Raw genomic sequence first — 20,231 nt, forward strand, 5'->3', positions numbered from 1 at the left:
CAATACGCATATTTGATGGGCTACAATTTTATTGATGTTTAGAATTATATTATTCTTTTTAAACTTTAATAGGAATTAGCCTTGCGATATTTAAAACAAAAATTAATTATGGGCCGACCATCGACAAAACCGAAAGATTTAAGGGACGGATATTACATTGAGGTTCGAAATAAAAATAAAAAAAATGGCGTCAAGATTAGAAGAGACACCAAAGAGCAACTCCAGCTGGTCATTGAAGAATATAAAAAAATAAAAGATGTGTTAATTCTAGGGAGATTCAAGAATGGAAAAATGATTGAAATCCCAGATCTCAAGCATCCAAAATAGAACTTTATAATACTTCTATACCGTTTTTATTTTTCCAAGCAGCTAAGAATTTAACTCCTTTCTATTGATTTTAATAGATAGGATGATAAATTAAAAAGCCCGGAAACATAGTGTTTACGGGCTTTTATAAGAATTTAATAAACGCTTATTGGAGAAATAGGATCTATTCTTCTATTACTTTGACATACATTAAGGATATATAATTATCCATATAAATTATAAGAAGTAGCTGAGAAAAAAAATTAAAGAAACAAAGGCGAATGCTCTTTAGCTTTAGATATAATTGACTAATTAAATGCATTATTACCACCATAAATAATTCACAGACGATTGGATTACAACGTTTTTTTGTAAGAAAAACTATCTAGGTTACTATTAAATTCCTTTGAAGGAAAAACTCAGGTTAAGAGCCTAAAAACAACCCGCTGATAACCAATTTATCTAATATAAAATAGTTCTCTCATTTTGAAACTGTGTACGAAATTGCGAAGGGGTGCTGTTTTTAACTTTTTTAAACTGCCGGTTAAAATTAGATAAATTCTGAAATCCTACATCGTAACCAATTTGTTCAATGTTCAAATCTTCCTTTATCAGTAAAACACAGGCATTTTCAATTCGTACCTCATTTAGAAACTGAACATACGTTTTCCCGGTCCTTTCCTTAAAATATCGGCTAAACTGGGATTTACTCAGATTTGCCTTTTCGGCTACATTTTCAACCAAAATATTCGTTGCATAGTTTGAAAAGGTATAATTGATCACTTTATTGAGACGATCATATCCTTTTTCATTCAAGGTTGGTGATAGGCCAGTAGCATTTAAGAATTCGTAATTTTCATCATTAAACTGACTCAATATTTTCAACAATTGAATCACTCTTCCCTCATTTGTTGCTGAGCGCATATCGAGCATCATTTGTTCCAGATTAAATTCAGAATTTCGACGTAGCTTTATTACTCTTTTTGCATTTAGCAATAGGTTTCGTATTTCCCTCAATTCAGGGACTTCAAAAAAAGATTCTCCAAAGCTATTATAACTAAAGAAAATTGAAAGACCTTTTATTCCAGGGGAATCGGATTCATAATATTTTGCTGAACTCTTTATTAAATGTGGTACATCCTGACCTATAAAATATAAATCTCCTTCTTCAAACTTGACAACATTCGTTCCTCCATAAAATAAACCGGTTCCCTTTTCAATAAGTGTAATCTGATATTCCGGGTGGTAATGCAGTTTACCATAAAAATACTTTCCGGCTTCTTCCTGGACACGGATCGCTTTATTCTCAGTTTTTGGTATTTTGAAATAAATAGGCTTCATACCCGAATATCAATCATTATAACCAAAAGGATCTTCTATACTTTTGGCTGGCTCGGTGAACCAAACCGGGCCATTTTCATCAATATAAACATGGTCTTCAAGACGAACGCCAAATTCATTTTCAACACAAATCATTGGCTCTATACTAAAACACATACTTTCTTTGAGCTTAATAGAATTATCTTTTACAATATACGGATGCTCATGGATCTCTATACCAATCCCATGCCCAACTCTATGCGGAAGTCCCGGCAATTGGTATTGCGGCCCTAAATTGTTTTTCTCTAAAAATTTCCTGGTTTGATCATCTATTATTCCACAGGCACTATTTTCCTGTATCGCTGAAAAAGCTGCAAATTGTGCATCTCTCTCTACCTGCCAGATCTTTCGCTGTTTGTCATTCGGTTTCCCAAAAAAATAGGTGCGTGTAATATCTGAAATATAGCCGTTAAATTCACAACCGGTATCCACTAGAACAATATCGTCCATTTCCAGATCCTTGGGATTCTTTACTCCGTGTGGAAAACTGGTATCTTTTCCAAAAAGAACAATGCAAAAGTAAGAGCCATTTTTAGCTCCCATTTTTTTATGTGCTTTATCTATAAAATCCACTACTTCTGCCGTAGAAATGCCAATTCTCAAAATACGGGCGGCAGCTTTTTGCACCTCCATGGTTATATTCATGGCATATTGGATATTCTTGATTTCAGCTTTAGATTTATACATTCGGCATTCCATGAATAGTTGTTCTGCCGAAAACTGTCTGGCATTCTGAATATGCCGGGTAAAACCATCACTTATCCTGAAAGCAGTTGTGTCGTCTATACCCAACCTAAATTCATTTTTTATAGCAATCTTTTCGGAAATTACCTCGAACACATTTTCATGTTCTTCCCAGGCTAAAATTTCACCTTGTACTCCCATAAAATCTTTAATAGTTCCGATCTCAAAATCTGGAACTATATATATCAGGGTTTCATCTGGAAGAAGCAGGGCGCCAACCAGACGTTCAGAAGGAGACCACCTGGTTCCTGTAAAATAATAAAGATTTGGCCCGGCATTAATATAAATCATGTCTACTGATTCTTTTTGCATCAGTTTGCAAAGTTTCTGTAGCCGTTCGTTGAAGCCATCCTGTGCAACAGGATTTGGCGCGCCAGGTATAGGTTTTAACTTATTAAGTTCCTTTTCTATTGTACTTCCGCCAATTCCGTTTTTCAACATATTGATATTTTAAATTTTTCGATCTGGGCTAAAAGGATTGATATCCATTGATAATTTTTTCTCTGAAATGATTTCCGAAACCAATTTGCCTGTGGCTGGCCCCAAACTCCAGCCCATCATGGCGTGTCCGGTAGCAAAAATCAGGTTTTTAACAGCCTTGCTCCTACCAATATAGGGTAAACCATCTGGAGAACATGGTCTCAATCCAGATTTAGCATTGCTTATATCCTCTTCATCAATTTTTAAACCTTTATAATATCCTTCCGCAGCATTTGCGATAGTTTCTACACGATTTTTTGAAATTCTTTCATTAAGTCCCGAAAGTTCCATAGTGCCGGCAAATCTTGTGAAACCGTTCATAGGGGTTACTGCTACCCTAGCCTCTATCAAAATAGTGGGAATACTGATTCCAGTGGATTTCTCTACATTAAAACTATATCCTTTTCCGGCTTCTAGTGAAAGTGGAATCTTTAACTTTTTTGCAAGTTTCGAAGTCCAGGTTCCCGCGGCAATAATTACCTCATCGGCCGGAATTTCTCTAAGACCAGTTTTTACAGTATTAATTCTACCACTATTTATTTTGAAATCCTCCACTTCCTCATTCAATATAAAATTCACCCCTTGCTTTTTTAGAAAAGCTTTCATATCCCTCATAAAATCATTAGGAGTCATATGCGCATCTGAGTCATAAAAATAAGCTCCGTTTACATTAAAATCTACATTCGGCTCCAACAATTTAAGTTCTTCTTTATTTAGGTGCTTCACCTTTAATCCCCGCTTTAAGGCTATTTCAGCTACTTCCCCTTCCTCATCGCCTGTTTCAGCCAGTTTATAACACATTAAAAGCCCCTTTTTATTAAATTCGAAATCAAAATCTGAAGATTCTTTCATTGCCTGATATAAATCCCTGCTCATAAGATTAATTTTCAAAATTGCAGGAATGGATTGATCTACTCTTTTCTGAGTCGCAGACCTTTTAAAAGACCAGGCCCATTTTATAAAATCCATATCCGATCTGGGTTTTACATAAAAAGGACTGTTTTTATTCAGCATCCATTTTAAACCTTTGGTGATTATCCCAGGAGAACTAAGCGGAATAAAATGGCTAGGGGTTATATAGCCGGCATTTATGAAACTGGCCCCCGAAGAAAAGTCATTGCGATCTATAATCGTCACCTCGTGGCCCTCCTTATACAGATAATAAGCGATATTTAGGCCGATTATACCTCCTCCAATAATTAGGCATTGTTTATTCATGATTAATACTTATTTCTTAGATTACCTGAAATCCGAAAGCATATGGATCTTTTTCGTCAATCGTAATAGTATTACGTCCGAAGACCTTTGCCCAACCCTTTATGCTCGGGATAATTGCGGGATGATTCCCTATGCTTGTTTCCTTCTCAATCTTTCCTGTAAATTTTGAACCTATAAAACTTTCATGAATAAAGTCTTCTCCGGCTTTTAATTTACCACGCATATATAATTGCGCCATTCTTGCTGAAGTTCCGGTTCCGCAGGGAGAGCGATCTATAGCTTTATCCCCGTAAAATACCGCGTTTCTACCATGGGATTTAGAGTCTATAACATTTCCCGTCCATAACAGGTGACTTACATTTCGTATGGTGTCATTCTCAGGATGAATAAAATGATCTGGATATTTCTCGTTGATTTTCTGTCTCAGATATTGACTGTAACGCACTATTTCAGAAGCGGAATAGTTCTGAAGTCCGTGATAGTTCTTATGGGGATCTACTATTGCATAGTAATTCCCTCCATAGGCGACGTCAAACTTTAATTCGCCCAATCCGGGGCAATTAATCGTTAGATCTTTAAAAGCTAAATAACTTTTTACATTCGTTAATTTTACCCAATCTACTTTATTCCCTGTTTGCTGATAATCAATCTCTACCAGACCGGCGGGTGCTTCCATCCTGATTTTACCAGGAACCTTTGGGCTAATGAGCCCTTCTTCTATGGCAATAGTAATGGTTCCAATGGTGCCATGCCCACACATGGGAAGACAGCCGCTAGTCTCGATAAAAAGAATGGCAAAATCGTTATCAGAATCATGAGGCGGATAAATCATACTACCACTCATCATATCATGACCGCGTGGTTCGAACATCAAACCTTTTCGAATCCAGTCATATTCCTTTATAAAATGCTGGCGTTTCTCACTCATATTTGATCCTTCTAAAAGAGGAATACCTGATTTTATAAGACGTACAGGATTTCCACAGGTGTGGGCATCTATACATTCAAAACTTTGATAGATCATCTAAATACTTATTTAATGAACTAAGGAAGTAATGCTTCTGGAAAGTCCTGAAAACTTATTGGTCTCAGCCATCTATTGATCGCTGAAATTCCTACGGAAGTAAACCTGCTATCGGTAGAGGCAGGATAAGGCCCACCATGTGTCATTGCCGGTGAAACTTCAACTCCAGTGGGCATACTATTGAAAATTATCCTACCTGCTTTATGCTGAATTAACTGTACCGTCTTTTTAAGATCACTAAATTCTTCTTCCTCAGCGATCAGACTGGCTGTAAGTTGCCCCTGTAAACTTTCTACCGCTTTATTTAATTCTTCCAGATTATCACATGTAACCAACATGGTGAACGGGCCAAATACCTCTTCCTGCAGTCTATTGTTTTCAAAGAAATTTTTAGCATTTATTTTTACGATAATTCCTGCTACCATATTTCCATCCTTATCTCCAGCTTCGCTTAATACAGTAATATTAGAATTAGATATAAAATCATTCTTTACCTTGATAAAAGCCTGTTTAATTCCTTGGTTTAACATACATTGCTCATCGATCTGGGAATTGGCCGACACCAGTTCTTTCTCAAAATCGGCTAGCTTATCATTTTCCACAGTAAAAATTATCCCCGGACTCGTACAAAATTGACCTGCTCCAAGATTAAAAGAGCCGGCAAGTTGCTGTGCAATCTCCTTACCTCTTTTCTCCATCGCTGCTGCACTAACTATTACAGGGTTTACACTACCCATTTCAGCAAATACCGGGATTGGCTCTTCCCTTTTTGCAGCAAGATCATACAAGGCACGTCCCGCTTTCAAACTTCCGGTAAAACCAACCCCTTTAATTTTGGGATGCTTTACCAAAAATGTCCCTACTTCTATGTTATTGCTATTTAAATGTGAAAAAACACCATCTGGCATTCCAGTTTTCTTCGCAGCTTGGATAATTGCTGAAGCTACCAGTTCTCCAGTAGCCGGGTGCGAAGGATGCCCCTTCACCACTACCGGACAACCCGCTGCTAATGCACTGGCTGTATCACCTCCAGCTGTGGAAAAAGCCAGTGGGAAATTGCTGGCACCAAAAACCGCTATTGGGCCAATTGGAATGCTAGTAAGAAGCAAGGCTGGTTTTGGCATTGGAATTCTTTTAGGATCTGCCTTATCTTCAAAACTGTTTTTCCAATTCTCATTTTTAATATAAGAAGCAAATGCGTTTAATTGTCCTATAGTCCTGCCCATTTCTCCTTTTGCCCTTGCTTCGGGTAAACCAGTTTCCCGGCAATAAGTTATAATCAATTCATCACCTAATTCTAAAATCTCGTGACCAATTGCTTCCAAAAATCCGGCTCTTTCTTCTACAGTTTTAGCTGAATATTCTAAGAAAGAAATTTGGGCTTTTTTAACCGCCTGATTTACCTCTTGATTTGTAGCAATATGAAATTTTTCATTTTTTTCTTCAGTTGCCGGATTAATTGATTCAAATACGGAAGTGTTTTCCGCAGAGAGCTCATAGCCCACATAATTTTTTCCTGTTAACATATCTTATAATTTCTATTAAACAGATAAATATTCTTCAACATTTGGCCGAGATGCCATGGCTGTATCTATGATATTCTGAACGTTTTCACGCTCTTTACCATTTAAAGATAAACGCGGTGCTCGCACGTTCTCGGTTCCAATTCCCGTGGCTACTTCAGCCATCTTAATATTCTGAACCAATTTTGCATTGATATCCAGCTCTAAAACTGGCAGAAACCAACGATATATTTTTAATGCTTCTTCAATCCTACCAGCTTTAACGAGATTATAAATAGCGACCGTTTCTTTTGGAAAGGCACATACCAATCCAGCCACCCAACCATCAGCTCCCATCACTAAACTTTCCAAGGCTATAGTATCTACCCCACTTAAAATCTTAAGCCTATCTCCAAATCGATTAATTATCCTGCTGATATTCGAAGTATCTCGTGTAGATTCTTTTACAGCCTGAATATTGTCTTGTTTGAGTAGTTCTTCGAACATATCAAGACTAACCTCGATTTTATAATCTACAGGATTATTGTAAACCATAATTGGAAGAGAGGTACTCTTAGCAGTTTCCTTGTAATATTCTACAGTTTCCCTATCATCTGCTAAATAGCGCATTGGGGGAAGCATCATTAGGCCTGAAGCTCCGTCTTGTTCAGCAGTTTCTGCAGCCTGGATGGCTCCTTTTGTAGATTGTTCAGCAATATTCATAATTACAGGAATGCGATCGCCAACAATTTCTTTTGTAAATCTGGTTAACTCCCGTTTTTCTTCAGCCAGTAGTGTACTTGCCTCGCCTAAGGTTCCACCGAGGATAATTCCATTTACCCCTGCATTCAGCTGGGCGTGAATGTTCTTTTTGAACATATCCAAGTCTAGATTATCATCTGCCGTAAATTTGGTGGTAACAGCGGGCATGACCCCTTTCCATGTAATTTCCATAATTCATTTTTAAGATTATATGCAAATATTCAAGCAATTAGCGGCATTTATCTCTTAAAAATACTTATATAATGGTACTATAATGCTGATAGTTGTTTGGATAAAATACTTTGTTATTCTTCGCCATCTTCTTTTAGTTCTAAAGTTTAAATTCGAGATCATTTCGATAGATACATTAAACCGCAAGAAACAAGTGACAATACTGATGTTTGTTGGATTAGGCTGGAATCCAAAATTATAATACAGCCATTAATACTAAAGTTTACTCTTAAATGCCAGTGTTTGGCCGATTAAAAAACACAAATTGATCCAAAAGAAAATGAAATTTCAGTTTCGGCGTCTGATCTTAGGCCAACTAATACTCGCAATTGAAGAATATAAAGTATCAAAGGAAGTGGTAGTTTTGGGTAAATCTGAAAATGGAAAGATGATAGAAATTCCAGACCTTTAACATTATAAACATTATTGCATGCCAAATGAAATCTCCATCTCCAAAAAACTGAAAGAGCGGGTTAAAGAACTTTCCTGTCTTTACGAGGTATCTTCTGCGATCCGTAAACATTCTGATTCAGTCTCGGAAACCCTAGAAGAAATTTGCAGCATCACAAAAAGGGCGTGGTTATTTCCAGAATATGCCATTGTTCAATTAGAATTTGAAGACTATAATATATTCACTTCTACCATTCCAGTAAATTCAGTTTTTCAACAAAGTAATATTCTACTCTTCAATGAGAGAAAAGGCTTTATAAAAGTTTATTATAACACCGATAAATTAAGCAATGCCCATTTTTTAGAAGAAGAACAGAAACTTTTAAATAAGATTGCAATCGAGATAAGTGAATTCTTTGAGCGTCGAGAAAATGTAAAAAAGGAAGAACTATTAAAAAGAAGTGCGGAACGAAATGACCGTCTATCAATATTAGGCGAAATTACTGCCGGAATAGCTCATGAACTCAATACTCCATTGGGAAATATTCTTGGTTTTGCCGAATTGATAGAATCCAATTCAAAAGAAAATCAAACTCAGAAGGACTCTGAAAAAATTATAAAAGCAGCGATATATTCCAGAGATATTGTAAAAAAACTGATGTTTTTCGCTTGCGAGATGCCTCAACATAAAGAAGTTATTCAAATAAAACCGATCATAGATCAGGCTTTAAAATTATTAACTCCTAATATAGAGAAAGCAAGAATCTCCTATAACTTCAAAATTGACAACCCGGTTCTAGAAGCACAAATAGATACTATCCAACTAACTCAGGTTTTATTCAATATTTTGATCAATGCAATCTATGTTTCACCCGTAGGCAGCATAATAAATATAGAAGTTTCAAGTTATTCCGATCATTTTATTTTAGAAATAAAGGATGAAGGGCCAGGAATCCCGGAAAACTTAAAATCGAAAATATTCCAACCTTTTTTTAGCACTAAACCTGTAGGCGAAGGTTCTGGACTTGGCTTGAGTGTAGTTCACGGAATAATTAAAAGTCATCGAGGGGAAATCATTACTTTTGACAATAAACCTAATGGGACGGTGTTTCAAATAAAACTACCCTTAAAGCTATAACTTATGGCACTAAAAAAAGCGAATATTCTCATTGTAGATGATGATTATGATATGCTAGAATTAGTGCAGCGCCAACTTCATGAGCAGAATTTTCACTCATACCAGGCAGCATCTGTAGTTGAAGCTATAGATATTTTAAAATTTAACGCAGTAGATCTTCTCATTACAGATTTACAAATGCCAGGAATTGGTGGCATGGAACTTATTAAATATGTAGAAGAACATTTTCCCAAGGTACCTAAATTGGTAATAACGGGTTATCCTTCTATAGACGGTGCTTTGAATTCGATTAAATCTGGCGCACTTGATTATTTAGTAAAGCCATTTACTAAAGAAGAACTTCTAAAGGCTGTTGAAAATTCACTTCCTAAGAGATCGCTAAGTTCTGAAAAGAATCCTTTGCCTATTAATAAACTCCATATATATGCTGGGATTGTAGGACAATCTAAAAAAATTGAACAATTAATTGATCTTATAGAACGAGTGAAAAATAACCGTGCTACTGTACTTATACAGGGGGAAAGTGGAACGGGAAAAGAATTGGTGGCTCGAGCTATACATTATAAGGGTTCATTTGCCGCTAATCCATTTATCGCGGTTAATTGTGGAGCTATTCCGGAAGAACTATTAGAATCTGAACTTTTCGGATATAAAAAAGGGGCCTTTACAGGAGCTAATGATAACCGACAAGGATTTTTTCAGGCCGCTGCTGGTGGCACTATCTTTCTAGATGAAATTGGTACCGCTCCCCTTTCGGTACAAACCAGATTATTAAGGGTGCTTCAGGAAAAAGAAGTACGACGTATTGGTGAGCAAAAAGCACAGAAGATTGAAGTCAGAGTTATTGCCGCTACTAACAGCGATCTTAAACAAATGATAAAAAAGGGTACTTTTAGGGAAGATCTCTATTACCGCCTGAATGTAATGCAAATTGAAACGCCTCCATTAAGAGATCATAAAATAGATATTCCTTTGCTTGCAAAAAATTTCCTAAAAAAATACGCTACAGAATATGCCAAACCTGGGACTGAAATTACAGAAAAAGCAATGGAAATACTTGAACGTCATAATTGGCCAGGAAATGTAAGAGAACTAGAAAATGTTATTCAAAGGGCGCTTATAATGAGTGAAAAAAGTATAGATATAAAACAACTTCCTGATTATCTCAAGTATCCTACCCCAAACTTCGAATCTAATTCAAAATCATTGCAGCAGGTTGAAAAAGAGCATATTTTAAAAATTATGGCTAGCGTAGATAACAACAAAACAAAAGCTGCAGAAATTCTTCAAATTGACAGGAAAACTCTCCGAAAAAAACTTAAATAAAGACCATACTCCAAACGGTACTTTTCTCCCCCACCGGGGCGTTTCTCCCCGCTTATAAAATTCGATTCCAAATATAATACACGCGTAACACCCTTACTACCTGGTTATTACAACTAAGGCTTTATTGTTTATTTATTCTGGGCATAGCATTTGACTTTCTGTATATGAGAAAATATAAATCTATGATAGAATGAATTTGACTAACGGAAAAATAAAGGCCAACATTCCACATAAAAAGCACTTAAAAGGATTACCCCAGGATATGCTTAAAGGGCTGTGCTTTAATTGCGACCATCGCAGAACCTGCACCTGGAAAGATAACAGGAAATTATTTTGTGAACACTTTCAATAATATATAATGATAAACACTAAAAAAGCCATTAAACAATCTATGTACGAGACCGTGATGCATCAGTTCAATAAAACGGCCGATATGATAGATTTGAATCCCAACATTAGAAAGATTTTGGGTATTACTAACAATGAAATTATCGTGCATTTTCCAGTAAAAATGGATAATGGAAAAGTAGAAGTTTTTACAGGTTACCGAGTGCAGCATAACAACGCATTAGGGCCCTACAAAGGAGGTTTACGTTACCACGATACCGTGGATATTGATGCCGCCAAGGCACTTGCGATGTGGATGACCTGGAAAACATCATTGGCTGGTCTTCCTTTTGGAGGTGCTAAAGGGGGCATCAAAATAGATCCTCGAAATTATTCAGATTCGGAATTAGAAAGGATCACTAGGCGTTTCACTTATGCATTAGGTGAAAATATTGGCCCAGAGCATGATATTCCGGCTCCAGATGTTAATACCAATCCACAAACCATGGCATGGATCGTAGATACTTATATGTCAACCATATCATCTTCAGAGCGATCGCATAATCAACATGTGGTAACGGGAAAGCCTGTTGGTGCAGGGGGATTAGAAGGTAGAGACCGTGCTACCGGATTTGGGGTTTATCTATCTATAAAATTATTGCTGGCAGCAGAAGAAAAGGATTTAAGTAATAAGAAATTTATAGTCCAGGGATTTGGTAATGTTGGGTATTGGGCTTCTCATTTTTTGACCAAAGATGGTGCTAAATTAATCGCTGTGCAGGATGCACACGCTACACTTTATAATGAAGGTGGAATAGATACACAAGCTCTAGCGCAACATTGTGAACCAAGGAAAGGATCAATAAAAGGGTTTCAAGGTGCAGATGAAATCGAATCTAATGAGTTCTTTGGATTGGACTGTGATATTTTAATTCCTGCAGCATTAGGAAACCAAATCACTGCTGAAAATGCTTTTAAAATAAAAGCTTCTATTCTGGCTGAAGGCGCTAATGGACCTACTGATAAGGAAGGAGAACAAATCTTGATAGAGAAAGGTGTAACCATTATACCAGACATTTTCTGCAATTCAGGCGGAGTAATTGGAAGTTATTTTGAATGGTTACAGAATAGAAATGGGGAGTTGTGGCAATTAGAAGAAGTGATGGCGAAAATTGAGAAAAAACTTACCGAGAATTTCCATAAGATTCATTCAGAAGTAAATAAACGCAATGTTGATTGGAGAACAGCTGCTTTTATTCTGGCCATATCTAGGGTAGAAACCGCTTATAAACAAAGAGGAATATTTCCATAGATAATGTTGAATTAAAGAAAAACTAAAATGAAATACGGAGAATTAATTGTTGATAAGAAAGAATATGAATTTCTAAAACAAATCATGTCCCTTGCCAAATATTATAAGGATAATTCCTATAAGGCTTCAATATATAAATTAAGTGAGGAATTAAAAGATGCGAGGATTATTTCTAATGCCAAAATGCCTATAGATGTGATTCGTCTAAATTCCCTGGTAACTATAGAAACACCTTTCGCAGTTGAGAGAACATACCAAATTGTTACGCCCGAAAAAGGAGACATCAGAAAAGATAAAATATCTGTCCTGGCTCCAATGGGGTTGGCACTATTTGGTTATGCACAAGGCGATAATATCACATGGACATTCCCACTAGGAGAAAGCCATATACATATTAAAAAAGTAAAACAAATTGAACCGGAATTAATGAAAGTGAATTATGGTAAACAGCATTCAGGAACATCATAATGAAGAAGAAATAGAAGTGATAAGACTTCAAAATGAAATTAATCAGTGGAAATCTGAATTAGATTTTATTGCGCAAGAAATTAATTTTTATCTAGAAATTCTTAATTCTTTGATAGTTAAAGAAACAAAAGCTTCTAAAACAGATGCTAATCATCTTTTAAATCAATTCAAAGACTTAAAAGTATCTAGTGGTATAATTAAACAAGCTTGTAAAACATTCCAACCCAAATTGGAAGAAAAAAAGGAATGCGAAGATATTCAATGCGACCACGCATTTTTAAACGAACATGTACTATTGCGTTTAAAAATTGAAAACCATTTAAATAAAGTTCGACGTATCAAACTTTCAGCATTTGAAGATTTAAGAAACACAATTTAAAAATACGTGATAAAAAGTTTGTATTAGTTTATCCAGATGGTTCGAAATAAATACTTCTCACTGATTTTCAAAGGGGTTAAATTTTCAAGCACATTTCGAGCTATCTGGTTTTTAAAGAAATATTATGGAGAATAATGCTTTTAAAAGTTTAGGGTTAGTCTTAATGGTAGTTATTTGTAGATCACTTTATCTCCACCGAGATTTTTATCTAACTATTTGGAATGAAAATAAACTTACAATTTTATTTATAGGATCAATTTTCACATTATTAATAATATTATTAATCCGATTCAACAAGCTTGAAAAAATAAAAGAAGAAAAATAATAATATCTACTAACAAGTGACTTCCCAAATTTTTACCCCAAAATCATTTTATTAGAACTTAAATAAGAAATAAATATAAGTATAGTAACAAATCGGTGTAAGCAGGATAGCTATTAAACGATATTTTTAATGAGTGTGTTTAGCAAAAGAATCCTAATAAGATCTCTATTTATTTGTGCCAATTTTAATGGTTTATTTTCTGAAATCTATAATCTTTTTCAAAGAACAAGAATCAGAACCTTCGTAAAACCAGAAAAGCAGAAAAAAAAATTATTTAATAATAAAACTAAACCTAAGACTCTTTTATGGTTAGACGATCGCCTAAACCCATTGGATAAGAGAATGGACTGGTTATCCTATAGCCCCATCGGGCGTAACGTTGATGCAGTCTGGGTGAAAAATAAATTTGAGTTCAAAAACTGGATACTAAAAAATGGATTACCCGACGCTATATGTTTTGATACCGACCTTGGTGATTCGGTAAACAATGGCTTAGCCTGTGCTAGGTGGCTAGTAACTTACTGCAAGGATCAAGGTTTAAAACCTCCAACCTGGAGTTCTCAGAGTACAGATCCTGATGAAAAGGCAAAAATCAAGAGATTCCTGAAACAAAGTTATCCGTTATCATAGATTTTAAATTAGAAGACATGATTCAAATTCTATATCTATCTGTTTATTATTTTGAATAAATCTTTGATGAATAATTATATTTTTAGCAATTGGTAAATTTATAGTAGTCCAGTTTATAGTAGACTTCACCTCTTTTTTCTTTAGCAAAACTAGCCTGTAAAATCCTGAAGACGGCATAAAGCCACTGCGTTTTATATACGTCTTTATCAGGATTTAACAGGCTTTTTAGTTATGCACGAAAAAAGAAAGGATTGAAGTCTAACTAATTTAAAACTGAATATTATGAATTACCTGAATCCACAAACACCAACATTAACTTCCTTTGAAATAATGATCCAGATAATGGACGATATTGAAAAGGCTGATCCCGAAAAAATTGATAAAGATGAATACCCTACCCTGAAAAAAAGATGTACCCGCGCTATTGAATTATCTATAAAAGAAACGTGTGAAAGGCTTGAATTAGGATTGAAATGTGAGGAAGATTTTGACTTCTCAGAGAGCCTGAAAAATAAATACAAGAAGAAATACGGTATTGTAGATTTTATAATTATTAATCCTAACGGTAGAAAAATTGCAATTGAACTTGACAGCCGAAATAAGCGACTTTCATACGCCAAACTGGAGGAATTAAGTGAGAGAGGCTATGATACCTTCTGGGTTCAACATAGATTTAATATTTTCAGTGCCCCTTACAAATCTTCTTATAAAGATGATAGTTACCTTAACCATTATAGAAAACATGGATATACAAATAAGAATGTATCTATCATCAAGCATATCTTTCACCCAACTACATTTGAAAAATGATGCTATAGATTATAGAAAGGCTTTCCTAGCCAATCATGCTTTTGCTTAAAAAACGATAGGGAAAACCTATTGAGCGAAGCGAAATCAATTAATTTGAGTCATTTAAAAACATTATCAAACGCCATATTGAAATAAAACTATAAACCTATATTACAATAATATAGTATTGCTTTAATGCCTCTTTATTGCTTTATAGTATTCCATTAAAATCACAATATTGTAAAAACATATTATCATTTTAAAGTAAAATCATGAAACAGAAAGAAGTTTATATCGGTCCCAGTCTCAATTTAGAAACTCAAAAGATGGTTGATATGTATTTTGCAATTAAAACCGTTAGTACGATTGAAGGTTTTATTTATTCAGAAGAAGAATTTCTGAATAGGTATAAAAACACCTATTCGTTTAATGAGTTCAGAAATGCAAAATTCTATGCAGTTTATGAAATTAATGATTGTAAAACTTGCCAAAACTCATTTCATATTATTGTTCGCAATAGGGAAGAACTCTACAAATTCCTACAGTCTGGTGATCTGCTATGTAATTGCTGTGAAATCTATCAATCTAATATTGCTAACAACTTTGGAATCAATTTTAGTTAATAATTCTAAGAAAATGTTGAGAAGTCATGCAAATCTTTTATAGAAGCATTGAAATTTTCCTTTAATTTTATGCTTTGCAATCTTTATTTAACAAAAAAATAATCTTATGGGAATTAAGCCAGGTCCAAAAAGGACTGCTAAATCAACCGGTAAACCGGACAGGCGTCAACGTGATAATAAAAAGACCCCGGGTAATACATCTTCTCTTAAACCGCATAAACATAGAAAAGGAGATTAAATATTGTTAAAAAAAAAGTATATCTGTATTCTATTTGTACAATGGAACTTTCGTTTTTCAGGGTCGCTATTTCAATCAGCAATCATAAAAAAGAAAAGAATAAGTTCTGATTTTTTATACCAAAACTCAAATAAACCTTATTGATAGAATTACTTTTTTGACTGTTTTAATACTCTTGACATGTTTCTTTCCAAAGGAATAACTTCCTTTAAAATACTTATTAGATAATGGATACTGGAAATCAAAAAAAAAAGAATTTTAAAATATTATCTATTGATGGTGGAGGAATTAAAGGCCTGTACTCTGCAACCATTCTACGAGAATTTGAATCTAAATTTAATTGTCATATATCGGATCATTTTGATATGATTTGTGGTACATCTACTGGTGGACTAATTGCTTTAGGGCTCTCCTTAAAAATTCCAGCAAGAGATTTAGTTGAATTTTATAAGAAAGAAGGACCAAAAATTTTTCCTGAATCAAAAAATTATAATTTTTTCGGAAAAAAAGTATCTCGTCGTTTTCTAAGTCAAATTATTGGTACAGGAAAATATTCTGACAAACCCCTGCGAAAGGCTCTCGAAAACATTTTTGGAGAACATACTATAGGAGATTCACATAATCTTCTATGCATACCTACTTATACTGTTACGGAAGCTAGGCCTTTTGTCTTTAAATATGACCATCCCGAAGGAGATTTAGATCGGGATAATGAATGTAAGATGGTAGACGTAGCATTGGCTACTTCTGCCGCACCAACATACTTCCCAATGGTCGATATCCCTCTGTACAACAATAAACAATTTGTAGACGGGGGAGTTTGGTCAAACAACCCAACTTTAACAGGTTTATTAGAGGCTCTGGATTATTTTGTAGGAGAAGGATTTGATAAAAAAAATTTACCTAAAAAATATGATTCTGTAAAAATACTATCACTAAGTAGTTTAACCTTAACAGATGGAAAACCTACTCGGATGAAACGAGAAAGATCATTTTATCATTGGGGAAATGACCTATTTGAGACTTCACTCACTGGACAAAGTTTTTTTACTGATTTCTTCATGTCGAAACTTCAGAAATTACCCGATTTAAATATTGAGTATAACAGAATTCCTAGTTTTAAAGTTAGCAGTCAACAAGAAAGCCTGGTACAATTAGATGTAGCCACTCCTGATGCGCTTGATCTCATGGAAGGAAAAGGAAAGGATCAAGCTGACATATATAAGAAAACAGAAGAAATAAAAGCCTATTTCGAAACAGAAAAATCATACAAAACAAAAGTAGATGGCCAATTGTAATAATTTATTTATTGAATTCAACAAAGAAATCCGACTCACCGATAAAAGAAGAAAGAAATTACGAAAACGTCGAAATGACCTGAGGAAACGTATTCAATCGGGTTATAATATCATCAAATCTTCTGGAGAAACCAGGCATGATATTACCTTTCAAAGTCAGGGTTCTTATGTTATGGATACAATTATTAATCCAGAAAATAAGGATTGTGAATATGACTTAGATGATGGACTATACTTTTTCGGACAATTATCAAAACATCAAAGACCTAAAGCTCAGACCTTTCATAATTGGGTAATCCGTGCAATCGAACAAGGAAAGTCCGATCGTAACTATGAAGAAATTAAAGATAAACCTCCTTGCGTTCGTGTACATTTCCGTAGTCCCGGAAATGACTTTAACTATCATGTTGATATTCCAATATATTACGCTCGGGAGATTCATAGACCGGAATTAGCACATCTAAATGAAGAGTGGCCGGAAAGTAATCCTGTAGCATTTATAATCTGGTTCGAAGAAAAAACTGAATCAGGATTTAAACAGGAATTTATTCTTGAGAGAGAAAAATTCTATGGTGAGTATAAAGATTGGTTGAATGATATTCGTAAAAAAGATCACCAATTGCGTCGTATTGTACGTTATCTTAAAGCTTGGGGAGATCATATTGATAATGATATGCCTCCCGGAATTGCTATGACTATTTTAGCAGGCAGAAATTACTGCCCTGCAGATCGAGATGATGAATCAATGACACTCACCCTTGAAGAAATCGCAAGGTTTCTTGAAAATAATGGGTTTCAGTGTCCAAGACCAACATCTCCGGTAGGTGAAGACCTTTTCGCCTCTTATAATCAAGAACAGAAAAACTTTTTTAAGGAACGACTTGATGCCTTTATAGAAAGCGCCAAAGAAGCAATGGCAGCTGAAAACCAAAAGGAAGCTTGTCGAAAGTGGAAAGAACACCTAGGAAAACGCTTCCCTTGCCAGCTGGCAAAAGATAAGATGGAAGGCTCAGATACCCAATCCAATCCGGTAATTATTAACAGTTCAAGAGATAAAAGTGCATGAACAACTACCAGGAAGCCATAGATGCTCTAAAAACAGCACTTAGAGGAATCAGATATCGAGTCCTGGAATCATATCATAAAAACAAATTTGATTTTGAACAGGATCTGGAATTATGGGAGGTAGCTTCCAAAATAATTTTTCCAGATGGTTCTATGAAGCCCGTTAAATTATGGGTGCAGTTTCCCAGTGAATATCCAGTAGTATTTCCAAGAGTCTTTGTTTCCAAGGTAGATTATCCAAAATTTGAATTTGGGCCTCACGTTGAATCTGATGGCAAAATATGTCTTTTTTCAAATCAGGCGCAACCAATTATGACTGAAACTGTTCGAGTGCTTAAAGAAGCCCTGAACAGGGCTCATACTATTTTGGAAGAAGCCCTCGAAGAAATTCCAACGTCAGCTTACGAGGAGGAATTTGAATCTTATTGGTCTCAGACCTACGGAAAAAAAGATCAGGTAGAATATAAATATCTTATTATAGCGGAAAAACCTTTAGGTAAATTTACTCAAGTTCTTTTGCTGGATAAAAACCCAATTAGCCTTAAGAAAGTTATTTATCAGGATGAGGCCCTGATAAAGCCTTTTAAGGAAATGCTTCAACGTCAGAATATCAAATATAATCAGTATCCCGTTTTTGTATTTGGGGAGCTACCTTTCTTCAGGAAGCCGCCTTTCCACTTAACAAATATTCAACTAAAGAAGAATCTAGAAAATTTTGATTCAGCGCTTTATAAAAATTTTATCAATTTTTATAATCAAAATCCAGACTCTCGATTTTTTATTTTTCAAAAGGTGATAAATGAAACTACACGTTACTTCGGCTGGCGTCATCAGCCTTTGCGAAAGGTTACGGGTTTCCAGGCAAAAACTGTAAATGAAAAATTTGAGTTTCTCCTTAAAGTGAAACCTACTCAGCACATTATAAGAATTTATCCACAAGTCTATTCTATCTCCCGATTAATGGACCGATCTGTTGGTCTCCCCATGACCGAGGCTCCATCTTATACTATTGCCGGACTGGGAAGTATAGGCTCACATTTAATTCATTTTTTGGATGGTCCTGGAATCCTATTTCATTTGATTGATACGGATTATTTAAGCCTAGAAAATACTGGTCGCCATCTATTAGGTTTTCAATACATTAATTGGAAAAAGACAGAAGCTTTAAAGGATTATCTCACCCTGCGACACCCCCTGCGATCTATAAAAGTAAAAACAGAATCCGTATTGGAAGTTTTAGAGAAGGATTCGAATTTTATCCAAAGAACTAATGCACTCTTTGTTTGTATTGGAGAATATAATAAGGAACAAACAATAGCCAAGGCACTTCAGTACAAAATTTTTTCAAGACCTACATTTCTCCTATGGGTTGAACCGTATGGCATTGCAGGCCATTGTATTTTTCTCCATCCAGAGAATCCCGATTATCAACGATATCACAATAATGGTAACTTCATTCATAGTTTAATTGAGGACTTGTCCCACGAGGCACTAGCCAAACAGGAAGCAGGATGTCAAAGTATTTATACCCCATATGCACCTAATTCGGTTCAATTCTTTTTAGGGGCTCTTGTACCACATATCACGAAAATTTTAAAAAATCCCGATGCTTATAAAACTCATGTTTTTTCTTGGATTGGAAATCTGGAAATCGCAAAAGAATTAGAAATTACTCTAAAAGCTGAAACAGCGAATTATTATTTTGGAGAAAAGAGAATTATTGAATGACAAAGCAAGTAAAGCTTGGTCCCTATACTCTTATTTTGAATAGAGAGACCTTGGAAATTTTTAAGAAATACCGCCAGCTCAAAAAAAGAGATAAAGAGGCAGGAGGAATTTTAATGGGTCAGGTAAGAGACCAGCATATTTATATAAATCGAGCCTCGCTCCCCTCTTCTTTCGATAAAGCTACACGGCACTCATTTCAGCGAAATAAAAAAATAGCCCAGCTATTAATAAATTATGAGTTCTGGAATAGTGGAAAAACTATCACATACCTAGGAGAATGGCATACTCATCCGGAACCAAAACCTGCACCTTCTCCTACAGATATTAAAATGATCTCTAGTCAGTTAAAAGAAAATGATTTGCAATACCCATATGTAATTCAGTGTATTATCGGTGTTGAACAAGTTTATCTCAAATTATTATCACCAGAAAACCAATACGAAAAAAATGTAAATTTTAATGATACTCCAAATTGTAATGATTAAGATCTATCAACAATCAAAAATCAATTCATAGGAGAAGATAGAATTTAGTTAGATTGCTACCAT

Annotated in this window: 19 protein-coding genes; 13 read left to right on the forward strand and 6 right to left on the reverse strand. The window is 35.1% G+C overall.

Features of this window, described 5'->3' with window-relative positions; genetic code table 11:
* Positions 1–81 precede the first annotated feature (81 nt).
* Positions 82–327, forward strand: a complete 246-nt coding sequence (locus G529_RS0107460) for a hypothetical protein (protein ID WP_340139881.1) — start codon at positions 82–84, stop codon at positions 325–327.
* Positions 328–768: 441 nt separating this feature from the next.
* On the opposite strand, the gene G529_RS0107465 is transcribed toward G529_RS0107460, so the two are convergent.
* Genes G529_RS0107465 through G529_RS0107490 form a run of 6 tightly spaced genes read right to left on the reverse strand, consistent with a single transcriptional unit; the run spans position 769 to position 7,608 of the window.
* Positions 769–1,647 (reverse strand): AraC family transcriptional regulator, encoded by an 879-nt coding sequence (locus G529_RS0107465; protein ID WP_026914942.1) that lies wholly within the window; start codon positions 1,645–1,647, stop codon positions 769–771.
* A gap of 9 nt (positions 1,648–1,656) precedes the next feature.
* Positions 1,657–2,871 carry a M24 family metallopeptidase gene (locus tag G529_RS0107470; protein ID WP_035695774.1) on the reverse strand — a complete coding sequence of 405 codons (1,215 nt, stop codon included), beginning with the start codon at positions 2,869–2,871 and terminating at the stop codon, positions 1,657–1,659.
* Between the two features lie 9 nt (positions 2,872–2,880).
* On the reverse strand, positions 2,881–4,128 hold the full coding sequence (locus tag G529_RS0107475; protein ID WP_026914944.1) for an NAD(P)/FAD-dependent oxidoreductase: 1,248 nt from the start codon (positions 4,126–4,128) through the stop codon (positions 2,881–2,883).
* A 16-nt stretch (positions 4,129–4,144) separates the two neighbouring features.
* Positions 4,145–5,152 carry a 4-hydroxyproline epimerase gene (locus G529_RS0107480; RefSeq protein ID WP_026914945.1) on the reverse strand — a complete coding sequence of 336 codons (1,008 nt, stop codon included), beginning with the start codon at positions 5,150–5,152 and terminating at the stop codon, positions 4,145–4,147.
* Positions 5,153–5,172: 20 nt separating this feature from the next.
* The gene (locus G529_RS0107485; RefSeq protein WP_026914946.1) at positions 5,173–6,678 is read right to left on the reverse strand and encodes an aldehyde dehydrogenase (NADP(+)); all 1,506 of its coding nucleotides are present in this window, start codon (positions 6,676–6,678) and stop codon (positions 5,173–5,175) included.
* A gap of 15 nt (positions 6,679–6,693) precedes the next feature.
* Complete coding sequence (locus tag G529_RS0107490; RefSeq protein WP_026914947.1) at positions 6,694–7,608, reverse strand: dihydrodipicolinate synthase family protein; 915 nt, start codon at positions 7,606–7,608, stop codon at positions 6,694–6,696.
* Between the two features lie 469 nt (positions 7,609–8,077).
* Here G529_RS0107490 and G529_RS0107505 point away from each other — a divergent pair, with 469 nt between their 5' ends.
* The 12 genes from G529_RS0107505 (at position 8,078) to G529_RS16165 (ending at position 20,168) form a co-directional block, all read left to right on the forward strand.
* Positions 8,078–9,175 carry a sensor histidine kinase gene (locus tag G529_RS0107505; RefSeq protein WP_026914948.1) on the forward strand — a complete coding sequence of 366 codons (1,098 nt, stop codon included), beginning with the start codon at positions 8,078–8,080 and terminating at the stop codon, positions 9,173–9,175.
* 3 nt (positions 9,176–9,178) lie between these two features.
* Positions 9,179–10,501 (forward strand): sigma-54-dependent transcriptional regulator, encoded by a 1,323-nt coding sequence (locus tag G529_RS0107510; protein ID WP_026914949.1) that lies wholly within the window; start codon positions 9,179–9,181, stop codon positions 10,499–10,501.
* A 358-nt stretch (positions 10,502–10,859) separates the two neighbouring features.
* A complete protein-coding gene (locus tag G529_RS0107515) occupies positions 10,860–12,140 on the forward strand; it encodes a Glu/Leu/Phe/Val family dehydrogenase (protein WP_026914950.1) in 1,281 nt (426 codons plus the stop codon).
* Positions 12,141–12,167: 27 nt separating this feature from the next.
* The gene (locus G529_RS0107520) at positions 12,168–12,608 is read left to right on the forward strand and encodes a GreA/GreB family elongation factor (RefSeq protein ID WP_026914951.1); all 441 of its coding nucleotides are present in this window, start codon (positions 12,168–12,170) and stop codon (positions 12,606–12,608) included.
* Entirely contained in the window at positions 12,580–12,987 is a 408-nt protein-coding gene (locus tag G529_RS0107525) for a hypothetical protein (protein ID WP_026914952.1), read from the forward strand. The genes G529_RS0107520 and G529_RS0107525 overlap by 29 nt, the downstream gene beginning before the upstream one ends.
* Before the next feature lie 454 nt (positions 12,988–13,441).
* Complete coding sequence (locus G529_RS16805) at positions 13,442–13,942, forward strand: cyclic-phosphate processing receiver domain-containing protein (RefSeq protein WP_051201385.1); 501 nt, start codon at positions 13,442–13,444, stop codon at positions 13,940–13,942.
* A gap of 282 nt (positions 13,943–14,224) precedes the next feature.
* Positions 14,225–14,752 (forward strand): hypothetical protein, encoded by a 528-nt coding sequence (locus G529_RS0107540; protein ID WP_026914955.1) that lies wholly within the window; start codon positions 14,225–14,227, stop codon positions 14,750–14,752.
* A gap of 251 nt (positions 14,753–15,003) precedes the next feature.
* Positions 15,004–15,354 (forward strand): hypothetical protein, encoded by a 351-nt coding sequence (locus G529_RS0107545; protein WP_026914956.1) that lies wholly within the window; start codon positions 15,004–15,006, stop codon positions 15,352–15,354.
* A gap of 465 nt (positions 15,355–15,819) precedes the next feature.
* The gene (locus G529_RS0107555) at positions 15,820–16,890 is read left to right on the forward strand and encodes a CBASS cGAMP-activated phospholipase (RefSeq protein ID WP_026914957.1); all 1,071 of its coding nucleotides are present in this window, start codon (positions 15,820–15,822) and stop codon (positions 16,888–16,890) included.
* The gene (locus G529_RS16160) at positions 16,877–17,956 is read left to right on the forward strand and encodes a CBASS cGAMP synthase (RefSeq protein ID WP_051201386.1); all 1,080 of its coding nucleotides are present in this window, start codon (positions 16,877–16,879) and stop codon (positions 17,954–17,956) included. Before G529_RS0107555 ends, G529_RS16160 begins: the two co-directional genes overlap by 14 nt.
* Positions 17,953–19,683 carry an E2/UBC family protein gene (locus G529_RS0107565; protein ID WP_026914958.1) on the forward strand — a complete coding sequence of 577 codons (1,731 nt, stop codon included), beginning with the start codon at positions 17,953–17,955 and terminating at the stop codon, positions 19,681–19,683. The genes G529_RS16160 and G529_RS0107565 overlap by 4 nt, the downstream gene beginning before the upstream one ends.
* The gene (locus G529_RS16165; protein ID WP_051201387.1) at positions 19,680–20,168 is read left to right on the forward strand and encodes a Mov34/MPN/PAD-1 family protein; all 489 of its coding nucleotides are present in this window, start codon (positions 19,680–19,682) and stop codon (positions 20,166–20,168) included. Before G529_RS0107565 ends, G529_RS16165 begins: the two co-directional genes overlap by 4 nt.
* The last annotated feature ends 63 nt before the right edge of the window (positions 20,169–20,231 follow it).

Source organism: Christiangramia portivictoriae DSM 23547, from assembly GCF_000423045.1.
In the GTDB taxonomy this organism is placed as follows: domain Bacteria; phylum Bacteroidota; class Bacteroidia; order Flavobacteriales; family Flavobacteriaceae; genus Christiangramia; species Christiangramia portivictoriae.

Coding starts and splice junctions, on each gene's coding strand:
- G529_RS0107465 (WP_026914942.1), bottom strand. CDS start 1,647: ATGAAGCCTATTTATTTCAAAATACCAAAAACTGAGAATAAAGCGATC.
- G529_RS0107485 (WP_026914946.1), bottom strand. CDS start 6,678: ATGTTAACAGGAAAAAATTATGTGGGCTATGAGCTCTCTGCGGAAAAC.
- G529_RS16805 (WP_051201385.1), top strand. CDS start 13,442: ATGAGTGTGTTTAGCAAAAGAATCCTAATAAGATCTCTATTTATTTGT.
- G529_RS0107540 (WP_026914955.1), top strand. CDS start 14,225: ATGAATTACCTGAATCCACAAACACCAACATTAACTTCCTTTGAAATA.
- G529_RS0107525 (WP_026914952.1), top strand. CDS start 12,580: ATGGTAAACAGCATTCAGGAACATCATAATGAAGAAGAAATAGAAGTG.
- G529_RS0107545 (WP_026914956.1), top strand. CDS start 15,004: ATGAAACAGAAAGAAGTTTATATCGGTCCCAGTCTCAATTTAGAAACT.
- G529_RS0107565 (WP_026914958.1), top strand. CDS start 17,953: ATGAACAACTACCAGGAAGCCATAGATGCTCTAAAAACAGCACTTAGA.
- G529_RS0107510 (WP_026914949.1), top strand. CDS start 9,179: ATGGCACTAAAAAAAGCGAATATTCTCATTGTAGATGATGATTATGAT.
- G529_RS0107470 (WP_035695774.1), bottom strand. CDS start 2,871: ATGTTGAAAAACGGAATTGGCGGAAGTACAATAGAAAAGGAACTTAAT.
- G529_RS16160 (WP_051201386.1), top strand. CDS start 16,877: ATGGCCAATTGTAATAATTTATTTATTGAATTCAACAAAGAAATCCGA.
- G529_RS0107555 (WP_026914957.1), top strand. CDS start 15,820: ATGGATACTGGAAATCAAAAAAAAAAGAATTTTAAAATATTATCTATT.
- G529_RS0107515 (WP_026914950.1), top strand. CDS start 10,860: ATGATAAACACTAAAAAAGCCATTAAACAATCTATGTACGAGACCGTG.
- G529_RS0107480 (WP_026914945.1), bottom strand. CDS start 5,152: ATGATCTATCAAAGTTTTGAATGTATAGATGCCCACACCTGTGGAAAT.
- G529_RS0107505 (WP_026914948.1), top strand. CDS start 8,078: ATGCCAAATGAAATCTCCATCTCCAAAAAACTGAAAGAGCGGGTTAAA.
- G529_RS0107520 (WP_026914951.1), top strand. CDS start 12,168: ATGAAATACGGAGAATTAATTGTTGATAAGAAAGAATATGAATTTCTA.
- G529_RS0107490 (WP_026914947.1), bottom strand. CDS start 7,608: ATGGAAATTACATGGAAAGGGGTCATGCCCGCTGTTACCACCAAATTT.
- G529_RS0107475 (WP_026914944.1), bottom strand. CDS start 4,128: ATGAATAAACAATGCCTAATTATTGGAGGAGGTATAATCGGCCTAAAT.
- G529_RS16165 (WP_051201387.1), top strand. CDS start 19,680: ATGACAAAGCAAGTAAAGCTTGGTCCCTATACTCTTATTTTGAATAGA.